We start from the raw sequence: 14,216 nt of genomic DNA, 5'->3' as shown, positions 1-14,216 counted from the left end.
TGGCGCGCTCGTAGCGACAGGAGCCGTGCATGACCCCGTTTGAGATTGAGTTCGATGGCGCGCAGATCCGTGGAGAATCCGACGGCGTCGGCATTCCGGTGGTGTTTCTGCATGCGGGTGTGACCGACCGGCGCATGTGGGCCGATCAGATGCAGACGCTGGTCAACGAAGGCTATCACGTCATCAGCTATGACCGGCGCGGTTTTGGCGAGACCGAAACCAATGACGTGGCTTTCAGCCATCTGGTCGATCTCGAAGCCGTGCTCGACCGGCTGAGCATTCATGCCGCAGTGTTCGTGGGCGCGTCTATGGGCGGCGGTATCGCGCTCGACTTCGCGCTGGAACATCCAGAGCGCACCATCGGTCTGGTGCTTATGGGGACGGCCGTGAGCGGCGCTATTACCGACGAGATGGATGAAGAAGTCGCGCAGCTCGAAGAGGCGGCCGAATATGCCATCGAGCGCGGCACGATCGGCACGGCCAATCGGATCCAGGCGCATCAGTGGCTGGATGGTCCCTATGGTCAGTCCGGCCGCGTCGAGGGCGAACGCCGTGATCTGTTCCTGGCGATGAACGAGATTCACCTGTCGCATCCGGAGCTGTCGCATGAGGAAGATGCGATGATCTCGGCCTATGATAATCTGCACACGCTGACGGCGCCGACGCTGCTGGTGGTGGGCGAACTCGACTGCGCCGATATCATCACGCTGCACGATGAACTGTCGGAAGAGATCGAGAACGGCTTCGCCGTGATGATCGAGGAGACGGCGCATCTGCCCAGCTTCGAGCGTCCGGACCTGTTCAACCCGATCCTGCTCGAGTTTCTCGATGCCGTCACGGGGCACGGCGCCGACGAAGCGCTGGACGGCTGACCCGTACGACCGGTCGGGTGGCGCTGGACGCCTTAAGCCTTGGTCAAGAAATAAAATCTTGTCAGTGGGAACAGACCCAAGCAATCTGGTGCCTGGAACGTCCAAGTACAGGGCGCATTGTTCCGGAGGCGATGCCTTCAGGTGCAATGCTCAAAACACAGACGAGAGAGGACCTGCGCAAATGACGCGTGCGAAGATTGGAACGACAGTACGAGCTGCATTGGGAATGGCGGCGCTGGGGCTGAGTGTGCTGTCGGCACCTTTGGCGTTGGCGCAATCCGCGACAACGGAAACCACGGCACCTGCCATCGGCAATTCTGCAGCCTGTTCTCTGCGCCTGCAAAGCGAGCGGATGGATTTCTCATTTTGCGTAGATGACTCGGTGTGGCTGCCGCAGGATCCGCTGGCCGTGCAGGAGTTCCTGTTCTACTCGGCTGACGACCGCACGGGGTTCTCGTCCATTCCCGAGACCGCCACCGTGCCAAAGGGCGTGTTCCGCTCGCGCGTTTTGCAGAATGCTGCAATCCCGGCGAACAACGATCCGAGCAGGGTCGAAGTGGTCGGCGAAGGCACCGAGTCGTGGAACGGCAAGGAGTGGAATTACCTCAACTACACAGTCGATACCGGCGACTTCAATCTGTTCTACACGAACTACTATCTGATCGAAGAGGGTTATGGGTCGATCCAGATGGTCTACTGGTCGGTGGTCGATGACCAGCAGGTGGCGATGGATCGTGCCGCCGACATGCTGGCGACTATGAGCTACGAGTAACCACCAGCGCTGACGCACCTGCACAATGCAATGATTCCGACCGCAGGGTGCGGCCGGGATCATTTTCATTAGGTGGGGCCAGCACTGACCGGCCGCATCAACTCGCCAGGTCGACGATCAGTCCCGACGGATGACCTTGCGCTTGCTGGTGCTGGTCATCGGGCTCGCAAGCGACGTGCTCTTTGCGAAATGCTTGGAATTGCCAGAGCCACTGGAAGCGCTGGGGAAAATCTCGTCACAGTGGTCGAGCTCTTCTTCGTACGCGCCGTCATCGCAGACGCCTTCTCCGCCACCTGGATAGCAAAGGTCGTGCACATGGGCATAGCAGCCGAACAGGGTGCTGTATTCGGCCTGGGCCGTGGAGGTGAAGCCGAGAAGCAGAAATGCAGAGGCAGCGATCAGTTTCTTCATGGTCAGTTCCTTTCAATGTTTCGCTCGATGCGATGAAAGGGCTTCTAAGGCGATTAATATTAATTGGAGCTGGGGCGGGAGTTCATGTGGCATTCACCACATCGACGACGTCGCGTGCGCTTGAAAGTAGTCTTTCGACAGGCGGGAAAAAGTGGCCGTCCACGGAGTGCCCAATCAGTGCCTAAAGATCGAAGTCGGCGGTTCAGGCTCTGAGGAGACCGGAAGAAAACCTTTTTCGTGTTCGCGGCGGACAATACGGTGGCCTCAGCGCCATGGGGCATCCAGGATTCATGTGTTTGTGGATTGCACCTAAAGGTGGCGCTGGATTGTGCAGCCGACATGTTGGCGACGATGAGCTGCGAATAGCCACCAGCGCAAACGCACCTACACAATGCAATGATCCCGACCGCACGTCGCGGCCGGGATCATTTTCATTTTGAGGGGCCGGCAATCTCCGGCCGCATTGGCAACCAGGGAAGACGGTCAGTCGATGCGAATAACCTTGCGCTTGCTGGTGCTGGTCATCGGGCTCGCCAGCGACTTGCTCCGGATCAGTTGCTTTGTTCCACCCGAGGCGTTCGGGAACTCGAGGTGACAGCCGTCCAGTGCGGTCTCGTACCAGTCGCCTTCGCACACGTTCTCGCCGCCGTTCGGGAAGCACTGATCGTGGTTGTAGGCGTAGCAGCCGATGAGTGTGTTGTATTCGGCCTGCGCGGCGGAGGTGAGGCCGACGATCAGCAGGGCGGAGACAGAAATCAGTCGTTTCATTTTCAAGTCCTTTCAGGTTTGTCGCTGAATGCGATGAAAGGGCTTCTAAGGGAACTAATATTAATTGGTTCTGGGCGGGGGGTTCATGTGGCGTTCACCGCGTGCACGCCGCCGTGCGTGCTTCGCAAAGGCTCTGTGACGGCCGAAAAACTGGCCGTTCATCGGGAGGCTGCCGGTGGGCAGATATCCTGCCCTCAGCACCATCGGCGACCAGGATCCAAGTGGTTGTGGGTTTCATTCAGTCGTGGCGCTCGGTCGGGCAGCAGACTTGCTCGCGATGATGAGCGACGAACAGCCACCAGCACCTACGCACTTACAAAATGCAATGATCCCGACCGCATGGTGCGGCCGGGATCATTTTCATCTGCGATGGGGGCAGGGCTGGCCCTGCACCACAAAACCAAGCCTGCGGGTCAGTCCCGACGAATGACCTTGCGCTTGCTGGTGCCGGTCGCCGGGCTCTTCAGGTTGGAACTGCCGGCGAACTGGTGCCGCTTCGTTGAGGAGGGGTAGTAGCCGTCGCACTCGTTCAGACCCCAGGCATAGCCCTCGTCGGAACAGTTGTCCTCGCCACTGTTGTAGCATTGATCGTGAACGTAGGCGTAGCAGCTGAACTTGTCCCAGTGATCGCTATTGGCCTGAGCGGCAAAGGTAAGGGCTGCGGTGGCTGCGAGAGTGAGGCTGACAAGACGTTTCATTTCGGTTTCCCTTCATGTGTGCTGTGCACGTTGGAGGGAAGTCTGTACGGCCCGGACTTAATGCGAACTGGACTGCTGGTTCACTTGATATTCAGCGATAGGGCGCCCTGTGCGGCGGAGGCGCAGTGCGAAAAAAGAGCCGGCCACCTGTGGATGGCCGGCTCGCATCGTGATCTTCAGCGGCAATCAGACCGCGAGGACCGCGTCGAAATGCTTGCCCAATTGTGCTGTCGGCACATTGGTGAGGTCCTTGTCGAGTTCAGCGAGGACGGTCGCTTTGACGCCCTTGCTGAGGGCGGGGCGGATGTCGCCCAGCGCCGTCGGCGCGGCGGCAATGATCAGGCGCTCGAATTCTCCCTTGTTCAGGCGGGTGTCGAGTTCGCTGGCGACCTCCTCGACGAAACGCCGCTCGCGGACGGCGACTGGATCGGATGAATATTCAACGCCGCCGCTGTTGCGCGCGCCCTGCGAGCCGGTGGCGTTGCCGGGGCGGTCGGCCATGATGTCGCGTGCCTGCAGGGGTTCTTGCGAAAAGTGCATGTTCTCGACGATCTGAAGGCCTTTTCCCGGCCCGCGGTGGGCAAATACCTTGGCCTCAGCGCCATCGGCGATCAGGATCCATGTGGTCGTGGCTTTCATCTAAAACTCCTGTTCTGGCTAGTGGCGGTCAACGCGCGAGACATCGATTTCGATGCCGACGCTTCGCCCGCCGATGCCGATCACAAACTCTGATTGGTGCGAGAGTGTGACCGCTGATATGGAGGCAGCGCGAGTAAGGCCAAACGGCCGGGAGTGAGGGCCATGGCGAGCGTTACAGTTCACGAGAAACCGGGGGAATACGGGCTCGTCGCCGGACTGGCGTCATATCTACTCTGGGGCTTTTTGCCGCTGCTGTTCGATGCGCTGGAGCCGGCAGGGTCGATCACCATCGTCGCCAACCGGACCATCTGGTCGGTGCTGTTCGTCGGCGCGATCCTCATCGTCGGCGGCCGCACGAAGGAAGTGCGCGCCGTGCTGCGCGACGGCAAGGCGGTGCGCACCATGGCGCTGTCGGCGCTGGTGCTGGGCCTCAACTGGCTGGTCTTCATCTACGCGGTGGAGTCTGGGCAACTGCTCGAGGGCAGTTTCGGCTATTTCATCAATCCGCTGGTCAGCGTCGCCGTGGGCATGGCGCTTTTGGGGGAGAAGCTGAACCGCTGGCAGGCGGTGTCAGTGGGGATCGCAGTGATCGGCATCGGCATCCAGGCGGCGGGACTGGGGAATATTCCGTTCATCGCGCTGACGCTGGCTTTCTCGTTCGCGATCTATGGCTATCTGCGCAAGACGGCACAGGCCTCCTCGGCCACGGGGCTCTTCGTCGAAACATTGCTGATGAGCCCGCTGGCGATCGGCTATTTGACTTATGGCCTCATTCGCGACGGCGGGCTCGGGGCGCAGGGCGAACCGACGATCATGGTGCTGCTGATGCTGACGGGGCCGGCCACCGCGATCCCGCTGCTGCTTTTTGCCTATGCGGCGCAGCGGCTGCGGCTGGCGACGATCGGCATGCTGCAATATCTCGCACCGTCGATCGCCTTCCTGCTGGCGATCTTCGTTATGGGCGAGCATCTCAACACGACGCGGCTCGTCAGCTTCGGGTTCATCTGGTTCTCGCTGGCGGTCTACACCGCCGACTCGATCATTCGGCGGCGACGCGCCCGGGTGCCGGTGCCGCCGCCCTCAACGGCCTGATCGTCGCAGCGACCTGCTCGAACAGCGGCGCAAAAGGCGTCGCCTCGCGCCACACCAGATAGAGCATGCGCCGCGCACCGGGCGCCGCCAGCCGGTGGATCTGAATGCGGCTGTCGGTCGCCTCCTTGCGGATGGCGATCTCCGGCAGCAGCGTCACGCCCTGACCGTTGGCGACGAATTCAACGATGGTCGACAGGGAGGTGGCGGCAAAGGTGCGACGGCTGGCCTCTGGGTCGATGGCGCAGGCGGCAAGCGCCTGTTCGCGAAAGCAGTGGCCTTCGTCGAGCAGCAGCATGCGGGTGCGGTCGAGCGTGGCGAGCGGCACGGGCTCCGAGACGGGCGCGCTGGCGTCGGTCGCCAGCACGAATTCATCGGCGAACAGCGGCGCGAGCGTGAGTCTGGGTCCCCCGGGTTCGGGTTCGGTGGCGATGAGCGCCAGATCGAGGCTGCCGTCGACCAGGGCTTCGAGCAGCGCATCGGTGCGCGCCTCGCTGACGGCGAAGGTGAGCGTTGGCAGGTCGCGTTCGAGCACCGGGAAGATCTCGGGCAGCAGGTAGGGCGCGACCGTGGGAATCAGACCGAATCGGAGGGGACGGTCGGGCTCGCCGCGCCGCCCGGCGATCATCGCCTCGAGCGCGTCGGTCTGTTCGAGGATCGGGCGGGCCCGGCTGACGAACTCGTGACCAAAGGGCGTGAGGCGCACCGACTTGCCGAGCCGGTCGAACAGCGCCGCGCCGCAGAGCTCCTCGATCTGGCGGATCTGCTGGCTGAGCGCCGGCTGAGAGACGTGGCAGCGCTCGGCAGCACGGCCGAAATGGCCGGTTTCAGCGAGCGTCGTGGCATAGTGGAGCTGTCTCAGGGTCATAGTCATGATAAGTCTATGTTATCATCACAAGCAGGACAATCAATTGGTGTTATCCTGCCTCGTGGGCCATAACTGCTGCCAAGGGCAGGCCGGCTGAGCCGGTGGCGGGCGTGTGCCGCATTGCGGAGCCCCGCGGCCCAGACATTTCAGTCTCGAAGACAGATCGGAGATCAACATGGATGCCTTGAGTGAAGGCGGCGCCGGCAAATGCCCGGTGGTGCATGGGACACGTGGCCATAGCAATCGCGACTGGTGGCCGGATCAGCTGGACCTGCAGATCCTCCACCGCAACTCGGCATTGTCGGACCCGATGGGACCGGACTTTGCCTATGCCGAAGCGTTCAAGACGCTGGATCTGGACGCGGTCAAGGCTGACCTCAGGGCGCTGATGACCGACTCGCAGGACTGGTGGCCGGCCGATTTCGGTCACTATGGCGGGTTGTTCATCCGCATGGCCTGGCACAGCGCCGGTACCTATCGCATCACCGATGGCCGGGGTGGCGCCGGCGCCGGACAGCAGCGCTTCGCGCCGCTCAACAGCTGGCCGGACAATGCCAATCTCGACAAGGCGCGCCGGCTGATCTGGCCGATCAAGCAGAAGTACGGCAACAAGATTTCCTGGGCCGATCTGATGGTGCTGACCGGCAATGTCGCGCTCGAATCCATGGGCTTCAAGACCTTTGGCTTCGCCGGTGGCCGCGCCGATGTGTGGGAGCCGGAAGAGCTGTTCTGGGGGCCGGAAGGCACCTGGCTCGGCGATGAACGCTATAGCGGCGAGCGCGAGCTGTCCGAGCCGCTGGGTGCGGTGCAGATGGGCCTCATCTACGTAAATCCCGAGGGGCCGAACGGCAATCCCGACCCGGTCGCGGCCGCCCGCGACATCCGCCAGACCTTTGCGCGCATGGCGATGAACGACGAAGAAACGGTGGCGCTGATCGCCGGTGGGCATACGCTGGGCAAGACCCATGGCGCGGGGGATCCCTCGTTCATCGGCGAAGCGCCGGAAGGCGGAGCGCTCGAGGATCAGGGGCTGGGCTGGAAGAGCACGCATGGCACGGGTGTCGGCGCCGATGCGATCACCGGCGGGCCGGAAGTCATCTGGTCACAGACGCCGACGCAGTGGAGCAACCACTTCTTCGAGAATCTGTTCGCTTTCGAGTGGGAGCTGACCAAGAGCCCCGCCGGGGCGCAGCAGTGGCAGGCCAAGAATGCCGAGGCCTCGATCCCGGATCCGTTCGATCCGTCGAAAAAGCGTCTGCCGACCATGCTGACGACCGACCTGGCGCTGCGCTTCGACCCTGAATACGAGAAGATCTCGCGGCGTTTCCTCGAGAACCCGGACCAGTTCAACGACGCTTTTGCCCGCGCCTGGTTCAAGCTGACGCATCGCGACATGGGTCCCAAGGCCCGGTATCTCGGCCCCGAAGTGCCGGCGGAAGACCTGATCTGGCAGGATGTCGTGCCGCCGGTCGATCACGAACTGATCGACGAGGCTGATATCGCCGAGCTGAAGGCGACGATCCTGTCGTCGGGCCTCAGCGTCTCCGAACTGGTTTCGACCGCCTGGGCCTCGGCCTCGACCTTCCGCGGGTCCGACAAGCGCGGTGGTGCCAATGGCGCACGCATCCGGCTTGCGCCGCAGAAGGACTGGGAGGTCAATCAGCCCGAGCAACTGGCGCATGTTCTGGCCAAGCTCGAAACCATCCAGGGCGGCTTCAACTCACGCCAGTCCGGCGGCAAGAAGGTCTCGCTGGCCGACCTGATCGTCCTCGCCGGTGGTGCGGGCATCGAGAAGGCAGCGCGCGAGGCCGGGCAGCAGATCACCGTGCCGTTCACGCCGGGGCGGACCGATGCATCGATCGAGCAGACGGACGTCGACTCATTCAAGGCGCTCGAGCCGCGCACCGACGGGTTCCGCAATTATCTGAGCCCGCGCCGGTTCATGGCACCTGAAGAAGGTCTGGTCGACCGGGCGCAGCTGCTGCGGCTGACGGGTCCGGAAATGACCGCGCTGGTCGGCGGACTGCGTGTGCTCAAGGCGGGCGTCAACGAACACGGCGTCTTCACCGACCGGCCGGAAGTGCTGACCAACGACTTCTTCGTCAACCTGCTCGACATGGCGACCGCCTGGCAGCCCAAGGAGGGCGAGGAGGGCGTTTACGAAGGTCGTGACCGCAAGAGTGGCGATCTGCGCTGGACCGGCACGAGCGTCGATCTGATCTTCGGTTCGCACTCGCAGCTGCGTGCGCTGGCCGAGGTCTATGCGCAGTCGGATTCCGCCGAAAAGTTCACCGGCGATTTCGTCGCTGCGTGGGTCAAGGTAATGAACGCCGACCGGTTCGACCTCGCCTGAGAGGAACTGGCCACCGAGGGGGCCATTGTCCCCTCGGTGCTTCCGTGGCTCGTAGGTTGACGAGACCTTGCCTGGTTCGGTGGCATTTCGTTCAACTGCCGCGCGTTGCTTTCAGCGCCCGAATGTACCTGTGGGTGCAAGGTAGCGTGTCGTCGGCAGAAGCCGGAAGGAAGTGACATGACTGAACTGGATGAAGGCGAGGCACGCGCTTTCTCGACTTTTCGGGTCCTGAACGGGGATTCCAACATCGTCGAAAGAGACCAGCTGTTCCGAAACATGGCCCAGCTGTTCTCCTACGTCTCGGATCGTTGTGATGACGAGCAGGTCATGCAGTACGATGAAGTATTGTGTCAGCTCGCCGAACTGGTCGAGATGGAAGCGCGTGAACACGTCGCCAAGCTGCTGGCTCCGCTCGATCGGGCGCCCGGCAACGTGGTCGTCAAGCTTGCAAATGACGAGATTCGGGTGGCCACGCCCCTGCTTGAATTCTCGAACGTTCTGTCGGACGACGATCTGATCGAGATCGCGTCCAAGCAGTCCGAGGCGCATCGCGTCGCAATTGCCGGTCGCCAAGAAGTCGCGGCGCGCGTCGGCGAAGCTATTGTCGAGCATGGCGAGGAGGAATCGGTGACGCGTCTGGTGCGCAACACCAATGCCGAACTCGATGTCCATACGCTGCAAAAGCTTGCCAGGCTGGCGGCCGAGAATCAGGCGATCGCCAATGATCTTCGCGGTCGCGAGGACATCGACTGGAAATCGCTCGGTGGCGAGATCAACGCCGAAAGCGGCAAGATCCTCGAGACCATTGCTGGCGACGCGGTCAAGGTCGATCGCGAGACCGCGGGCAAGGTCAGCGCGGTGGTCTATAACCGGATGCGGAACCGGGCCGGCTTTTCGGCGCAGGAATGGAAGGTCGCCTATAATCAGGTCAAGGCGCTGTCCGACCGCAAGGAGCTCAATGAGCGTGCGCTGGTGCGGTTTGCCCGCTTCGGCTACGGCCATCACAGCGCTGCGGCGCTCACCATGCTGCTGCATGTGGGGCCGGAAGTTTTTGTCAAATGGCTGGCCATGCAGGACTATGTGGCCGTGACCGTTGCTCTACGGGCACTCGGCGTGGCGCCGGACCTGTTCGAGGCCATCGTATCGACCATGCCGTGGCGCGACATGCCGACCCAGGACGACCTGTCCAAGGTACGCACCCGCTTCGAGGCGCTGAGCAAGGAAGAGGCGCAGGGCATTTTCGAGCTCTGGCGGACACATGCTTTCCGCCGGCGCGGCAATACCGATGAAAAGATCTCTGCCACGAACTAGGCGCAGTATCGAGTAAAGTGACAACGGGCGGCCAATGGCCGCCCGTTTTTCGTATCAGGGCAGGCGCTGCATATGCGCAGGCGCCATTTCGTGCTGCTTGAACGTGCTCGCCAGATTGGTTTCCATCCATTCATAGGGATAGCCGAGCTTGAGCGGCATGGCGTCGGTCAGCTTCTGGCGCTGTTCGGCGCTCAGATCGAAATCGCCTGCAGCCATATTGTCTTCGAGCTGCTCGAGTTTGCGGGCACCGATGATGGCGGCCGTCACGCGCTCGTCGCCGAGCAGCCAGCTCAGCGCGACCTGGGCCGGGCTGCGGCCGAGATCGTCGGCCATCTCACAGACCACATCGATCATGTTCAAGGCATCGTCGAACCAGTAGCGGGGCAGGGTGATCGACGCCTGGATGCCGATGCGCGACAGTTCGTCGGGCTTGTCCTTGTTGCGGTACTTGCCCGACAGCATGCCCGCGGCCAGCGGGCTCCAGCAGATCATGCCGAGGCCGAGATTGTCGCAGGCAGGCAGGATTTCGCTTTCGATGTCGCGGCGCACCAGATTGTAGAGGTGCTGGGCCGATACGAGCGGCTCGTAGTTCTTGAGCGCTGCCATGCCGTTGGCATGGGCGATCTGCCAGGCATAAAAGTTCGAACAGCCCAGATAGCGGATCTTGCCGGCGCGGATCAGGTCGCCGACCGCCCGCAGGGATTCCTCGATCGGAGTCTGCGGGTCGGGGCCATGGAACTGATACAGGTCGATATAGTCGGTATCGAGCCGCTTGAGGCTCGCTTCGCAAGCCTCGACGATGTTCTTGCGGCTCAGGCCACGGGCGTTGGTGGCGCTTGATGTCGGGAACCAGCATTTGGTGGCGATGACCAGTTCGTCGCGCTGATGCGATTTCAGCGCCACGCCCAGCATTTTCTCGGACTCGCCGCCCGAATAGCCGTTCGCCGTGTCGATGAAGTTGCCGCCGCCCGAGACGAATTTGTCGACCAGCGCGCTAGATGTTTCCTGGTCGCAGCCCCATTGCGAATTGCCGAATGTCATGGTGCCGAGGCACAGGCGCGAGACCAGAAGGCCTGAGCGGCCCAGATAGCGATATTTCATGAAACTCCTCCAATACGGATCGCGCGCACGCGACCCCGCGCCATTGAACAGGGTTAGGTAGCGTTAGGTAAAGCAGTGATGCGCCTTCGTCAGACTGCGCCATGGCGGCGCCGCCAGCTGTGGGCCCTGTCGCCCGGATGATAAGGGTTTATTGGTGATCGAAAGCTGTGGCGCGATGAAACGCTGGACCGCTCGGCGCGATAGATATAAAGATATCTTTATATCTCGTGAGGGTGCATGAGCGACTCGACAGACCTGATCGGCATGCTGCGTGCGGCGGGTGAACCCACCCGTCTGCGCCTGCTCGCATTGCTCGCCGACGGCGAGCAGTCGGTCAAGGATCTCACTGAAATTCTTGGCCAGAGCCAGCCGCGCGTCTCGCGTCACCTGAAGCTGCTTGCCGATGCCGGTCTGGTGCGTCGCAATGCCGAAGGCGCCTGGGCCTATTACCGTTTGGCCGAAGACGACATGGTGGGGGGCGATCTGGCCCGCTGGCTGATCCACAGGCTGCCGACCGACGACCCCGAGCGCCAGCGCGACAAGACGCGTCTCGATGCGGTTCACGCCGCCCAGCAAACCCAGGCCGCCGCCTATTTCGCCACGGTGGCTGAGAGCTGGGACGGGCTGCGCGCGCTGCATGTGCCGGAAGAGGCGGTCGAGGCCGGCATTGTCGAAATCATGGGCGGCCGCAAGGTCGACTTCATGCTTGATCTGGGGACCGGCACGGGGCGTATGCTGGAACTGTTGGCCGATGTGTATCGGCGCGGCATCGGCGTCGATTCGAGCCGCGAGATGATCGCGGTGGCACGGGCCAAGCTGGGCAGCGCTGGGATTGCCAATGCCCAGGTGCGGCTGGGCGATATCGCCGATCTCGACCCCGGTATCGGCAAGGCCGATCTGATCGTGCTGCATCAGGTGCTGCATTATTTCGACGATCCGGGCCGGATGTTGACCCATGCGCGGCAAGCACTGGCGCCCGGCGGCGAAATGCTGGTGATCGATTTCGGCCCGCATGAACTCGAATTTCTACGCACTCACCACGCGCACCGGCGGCTTGGCCTCGGGGCCGAGCAGATGGCAAACTGGGCGCGTGCCGCCGGGCTTGGCGTCGCCGAACTGCGCAGCTTTCCACCCGCCAATGCCGACGAGGGACTTACCGTGTGCCTCTGGCGCCTTATCGACGAAACCGGAACCCTTGCGTCATGACCCTGCCTAACGATCCTCGCGCCAGCCGTCAGTCCGGCGATGCGCGGCCGCCTTTCCAGGTTTCGTTCGAGTTCTTTCCGCCCAAGACCGACGTGATGGAGCAGCGCTTCTGGGAGAGCGTCAACCGGCTGGCGCCGCTCAATCCGCGTTTCGTGTCGGTGACCTATGGGGCGGGCGGGTCGACGCGCGAGCGCACGCTGCGCATGGTGCGCTCGATCAAGGCCGAGACCGGGGTCGATGCGGCGGCGCATCTGACTTGTGTCGGCGCGTCTCGCGACGAAGTCGATGCCGTGGTGCGCGGCTATCAGGACGCGGGGATCAGCCGTATCGTTGCCTTGCGCGGCGATCCGGCCGAAGGGATCGGTCAGCCCTTTACGCCGCACCCCGAAGGCTATGCCAATGCGGCTGATCTCGTTGCCGGCATCCGGCGCATCGGGGAGTTCGACATCACGGTTGCAGCCTATCCGGAAAAGCACCCGCAAAGCGCCGACTGGGCCTCCGATATCGACAATCTGAAGCGCAAGCTCGACGCGGGGGCGGCGCGGGCCATCACGCAGATGTATTTCGACAACGACGACTATTTCCGTTTCGTCGAGCGGGCGCGGGCAGCGGGCATTACCGCGCCGATCGTGCCGGGGATTCAGCCGATCCACAGTTTCAAGCAGATTTCGGGATTTGCGGCGCGGTGCGGGGCTTCGATCCCGGACTGGCTGGCGGCCCGTTTCGAGGGCCTCGACGAGGACCCGGAGACCCACGCGCTGGTGGCCTCTGCGGTCGCCGCCGAGCAGGTTCTGGAACTGGTCGATGCAGGCCATACCGAGTTCCATTTCTATACGCTCAACCGCTCCAGTCTCATTCTGGCGCTGGCGCGTTTGCTCGGCATCCGGCCGGATTGAGGCGCGGCGTTCAGGTCCCGTTCAGCCACGAAAGCGCAGTGTTCCCAATGCTGGCCAATCCACAATATGGCCACGTTGATCGGCTTTCGTTCACCCATGCGGTGCGGGGGCACTGACTAGGGGCTGTTCGCAAGATGAAGTTCGATTCAAAGCTCAAAGGCGGTCTTGCCTGGACCGGCCTGTTCGTGATCCTCGCGGTGCCTGCTGCGAACGTGCTGCTGGGCAGCCCGAGCGACAGCGCCATGACGATGACCTCCGACACTTCAGCCGTCACGACCGCGCCGAAGCTGCAGCTGCCGGCCGCCAAACCGACTGCGACGCCCGATGCCATCGAGACTGCCAGCGTCTCGGGCGATCCGGTCGACACATTCGTTCAGATCGGCAAGCCCTTGCCCGACTATATCTCCGATGCGCCGGCCGCACCTGCTGCCGTGAAGGCGCCGGCGGTCAATTCTGGCTCCGTGCCAAAGCCTGCCGCGCCGGTGAGCCTGCCGGGGACGACGGATGTGGCTTCGCTGCCGCGCGAGGAGGAGACGCCGCCGGTGCCGCTACCGCGCAGCGCACGTCCTGCCACGAGCAGCGTCGCAGTGCTGCCGTCGCAGCCTTCGGCACCTGCCGAGACGCCGCTGATCATCGACGAAACGCCGCGCCAGCAGGCCAGCCGTTCCCCGTCCGTCGAGCCTTTCCCGCTCAGTGATGACGAGGGTGAGGTGATCTATGGCGATCAGCTGGAGGAGTGGGATTCCGGCTCGCTCGCCGACTATCTGGAGCGGCGCGGTCTGATCAATACGAACCGCTCCGGCTCGGCAGCTAATGACAGCGACTATGATCCGGATGGGTTCTTCCTCGACGAGGGTCCCAATCGCGACAATCGCCGGCGGTTCCGTGACGACCGCGACTTCGACTTCCTGCTGTTCTAGTCAGGGTTCATAAAGCGCGACGGGCGCCCTGCGTGGGCGGCCGCCCGCTTTCGTGTTACGACAAATTCGAATTGAGTCGGCGACGTCGACGTTTGCACACCATGGCAATCTGGAGAGCCCTGTGTCCGTCTGGCAGCGCCTCGGCGCCTTTATCGGCTCGGTCGGCGAGCGCACCGGTGTCGTGGGTTCGCTGGCGAATGCGCTCGATCCGGATACCTGGCTCCCCGGCGGCAAGGATGCCGCATTCACCCTCGCTCTGATTGCGCTCAGCGCCAAGATGGCCGTGTCGGACGGCGCGGTGACGGCGTCCGA

Annotated in this window: 14 protein-coding genes and 1 pseudogene; 9 read left to right on the top strand and 6 right to left on the bottom strand. The window is 62.8% G+C overall.

Annotated features, from left to right (window positions below; translation table 11 throughout):
* Window positions 1–29: 29 nt before the first annotated feature.
* A complete protein-coding gene (locus ACN0TK_RS16510) occupies window positions 30–872 on the top strand; it encodes an alpha/beta fold hydrolase (RefSeq protein WP_417310630.1) in 843 nt (280 codons plus the stop codon).
* Between the two features lie 181 nt (window positions 873–1,053).
* Window positions 1,054–1,644 carry a hypothetical protein gene (locus tag ACN0TK_RS16505; RefSeq protein ID WP_417310629.1) on the top strand — a complete coding sequence of 197 codons (591 nt, stop codon included), beginning with the start codon at window positions 1,054–1,056 and terminating at the stop codon, window positions 1,642–1,644.
* Window positions 1,645–1,761: 117 nt separating this feature from the next.
* Here the strand turns inward: ACN0TK_RS16505 and ACN0TK_RS16500 are convergent, their stop codons facing one another.
* The 4 genes from ACN0TK_RS16500 to ACN0TK_RS16485 all read right to left on the bottom strand — a co-directional run bounded on the left by ACN0TK_RS16500 (window position 1,762) and on the right by ACN0TK_RS16485 (window position 4,160).
* On the bottom strand, window positions 1,762–2,055 hold the full coding sequence (locus ACN0TK_RS16500) for a hypothetical protein (RefSeq protein ID WP_417310628.1): 294 nt from the start codon (window positions 2,053–2,055) through the stop codon (window positions 1,762–1,764).
* Between the two features lie 483 nt (window positions 2,056–2,538).
* Window positions 2,539–2,823: a hypothetical protein gene (locus ACN0TK_RS16495; RefSeq protein WP_417310627.1), complete on the bottom strand. Its 285-nt coding sequence runs from the start codon at window positions 2,821–2,823 to the stop codon at window positions 2,539–2,541.
* A gap of 413 nt (window positions 2,824–3,236) precedes the next feature.
* Entirely contained in the window at window positions 3,237–3,521 is a 285-nt protein-coding gene (locus ACN0TK_RS16490) for a hypothetical protein (RefSeq protein WP_417310626.1), read from the bottom strand.
* A gap of 186 nt (window positions 3,522–3,707) precedes the next feature.
* A complete protein-coding gene (locus ACN0TK_RS16485; protein ID WP_417310625.1) occupies window positions 3,708–4,160 on the bottom strand; it encodes a host attachment protein in 453 nt (150 codons plus the stop codon).
* A gap of 162 nt (window positions 4,161–4,322) precedes the next feature.
* Between ACN0TK_RS16485 and rarD the strand changes: the two genes are divergently transcribed.
* A complete protein-coding gene (gene rarD, locus ACN0TK_RS16480; RefSeq protein WP_417310624.1) occupies window positions 4,323–5,252 on the top strand; it encodes an EamA family transporter RarD in 930 nt (309 codons plus the stop codon).
* Here the strand turns inward: rarD and ACN0TK_RS16475 are convergent.
* Window positions 5,200–6,117 carry a LysR substrate-binding domain-containing protein gene (locus ACN0TK_RS16475; protein WP_417310623.1) on the bottom strand — a complete coding sequence of 306 codons (918 nt, stop codon included), beginning with the start codon at window positions 6,115–6,117 and terminating at the stop codon, window positions 5,200–5,202. The genes rarD and ACN0TK_RS16475 overlap by 53 nt on opposite strands.
* Before the next feature lie 175 nt (window positions 6,118–6,292).
* Between ACN0TK_RS16475 and katG the strand changes: the two genes are divergently transcribed.
* The gene (gene katG / locus ACN0TK_RS16470) at window positions 6,293–8,470 is read left to right on the top strand and encodes a catalase/peroxidase HPI (protein WP_417310622.1); all 2,178 of its coding nucleotides are present in this window, start codon (window positions 6,293–6,295) and stop codon (window positions 8,468–8,470) included.
* Between the two features lie 177 nt (window positions 8,471–8,647).
* Complete coding sequence (locus ACN0TK_RS16465) at window positions 8,648–9,781, top strand: DUF2336 domain-containing protein (protein ID WP_417310621.1); 1,134 nt, start codon at window positions 8,648–8,650, stop codon at window positions 9,779–9,781.
* A 54-nt stretch (window positions 9,782–9,835) separates the two neighbouring features.
* On the opposite strand, the gene ACN0TK_RS16460 is transcribed toward ACN0TK_RS16465, so the two are convergent.
* Window positions 9,836–10,882, bottom strand: coding sequence for an aldo/keto reductase (locus tag ACN0TK_RS16460; protein ID WP_417310620.1), 1,047 nt, complete (start codon window positions 10,880–10,882; stop codon window positions 9,836–9,838).
* A 237-nt stretch (window positions 10,883–11,119) separates the two neighbouring features.
* Here ACN0TK_RS16460 and ACN0TK_RS16455 point away from each other — a divergent pair, with 237 nt between their 5' ends.
* The 4 genes and pseudogenes from ACN0TK_RS16455 to ACN0TK_RS16440 all read left to right on the top strand — a co-directional run.
* Window positions 11,120–12,088, top strand: coding sequence for an ArsR/SmtB family transcription factor (locus ACN0TK_RS16455; RefSeq protein ID WP_417310619.1), 969 nt, complete (start codon window positions 11,120–11,122; stop codon window positions 12,086–12,088).
* Window positions 12,085–12,984: a methylenetetrahydrofolate reductase [NAD(P)H] gene (metF, locus tag ACN0TK_RS16450; RefSeq protein WP_417310618.1), complete on the top strand. Its 900-nt coding sequence runs from the start codon at window positions 12,085–12,087 to the stop codon at window positions 12,982–12,984. Before ACN0TK_RS16455 ends, metF begins: the two co-directional genes overlap by 4 nt.
* A gap of 134 nt (window positions 12,985–13,118) precedes the next feature.
* Window positions 13,119–13,904, top strand: a complete 786-nt coding sequence (locus tag ACN0TK_RS16445; protein WP_417310617.1) for a hypothetical protein — start codon at window positions 13,119–13,121, stop codon at window positions 13,902–13,904.
* 121 nt (window positions 13,905–14,025) lie between these two features.
* A pseudogene (locus tag ACN0TK_RS16440) lies at window positions 14,026–14,216 on the top strand (molecular chaperone DjiA); the annotation flags it as partial.

Origin of the sequence: Devosia sp., assembly GCF_048261455.1 — a bacterium.
GTDB lineage: Bacteria > Pseudomonadota > Alphaproteobacteria > Rhizobiales > Devosiaceae > Devosia_A.
Note: the sequence above shows the minus strand (reverse complement) of the source record. Positions and strands in the feature narration are given on the sequence as shown.

Excerpts from the sequence above, each read along its gene's own strand:
- ACN0TK_RS16510 (WP_417310630.1), top strand. The coding sequence starts at position 30 with ATGACCCCGTTTGAGATTGAGTTCGATGGCGCGCAGATCCGTGGAGAA.
- ACN0TK_RS16505 (WP_417310629.1), top strand. The coding sequence starts at position 1,054 with ATGACGCGTGCGAAGATTGGAACGACAGTACGAGCTGCATTGGGAATG.
- ACN0TK_RS16500 (WP_417310628.1), bottom strand. The coding sequence starts at position 2,055 with ATGAAGAAACTGATCGCTGCCTCTGCATTTCTGCTTCTCGGCTTCACC.
- ACN0TK_RS16495 (WP_417310627.1), bottom strand. The coding sequence starts at position 2,823 with ATGAAACGACTGATTTCTGTCTCCGCCCTGCTGATCGTCGGCCTCACC.
- ACN0TK_RS16490 (WP_417310626.1), bottom strand. The coding sequence starts at position 3,521 with ATGAAACGTCTTGTCAGCCTCACTCTCGCAGCCACCGCAGCCCTTACC.
- ACN0TK_RS16485 (WP_417310625.1), bottom strand. The coding sequence starts at position 4,160 with ATGAAAGCCACGACCACATGGATCCTGATCGCCGATGGCGCTGAGGCC.
- rarD (WP_417310624.1), top strand. The coding sequence starts at position 4,323 with ATGGCGAGCGTTACAGTTCACGAGAAACCGGGGGAATACGGGCTCGTC.
- ACN0TK_RS16475 (WP_417310623.1), bottom strand. The coding sequence starts at position 6,117 with ATGACCCTGAGACAGCTCCACTATGCCACGACGCTCGCTGAAACCGGC.
- katG (WP_417310622.1), top strand. The coding sequence starts at position 6,293 with ATGGATGCCTTGAGTGAAGGCGGCGCCGGCAAATGCCCGGTGGTGCAT.
- ACN0TK_RS16465 (WP_417310621.1), top strand. The coding sequence starts at position 8,648 with ATGACTGAACTGGATGAAGGCGAGGCACGCGCTTTCTCGACTTTTCGG.
- ACN0TK_RS16460 (WP_417310620.1), bottom strand. The coding sequence starts at position 10,882 with ATGAAATATCGCTATCTGGGCCGCTCAGGCCTTCTGGTCTCGCGCCTG.
- ACN0TK_RS16455 (WP_417310619.1), top strand. The coding sequence starts at position 11,120 with ATGAGCGACTCGACAGACCTGATCGGCATGCTGCGTGCGGCGGGTGAA.
- metF (WP_417310618.1), top strand. The coding sequence starts at position 12,085 with ATGACCCTGCCTAACGATCCTCGCGCCAGCCGTCAGTCCGGCGATGCG.
- ACN0TK_RS16445 (WP_417310617.1), top strand. The coding sequence starts at position 13,119 with ATGAAGTTCGATTCAAAGCTCAAAGGCGGTCTTGCCTGGACCGGCCTG.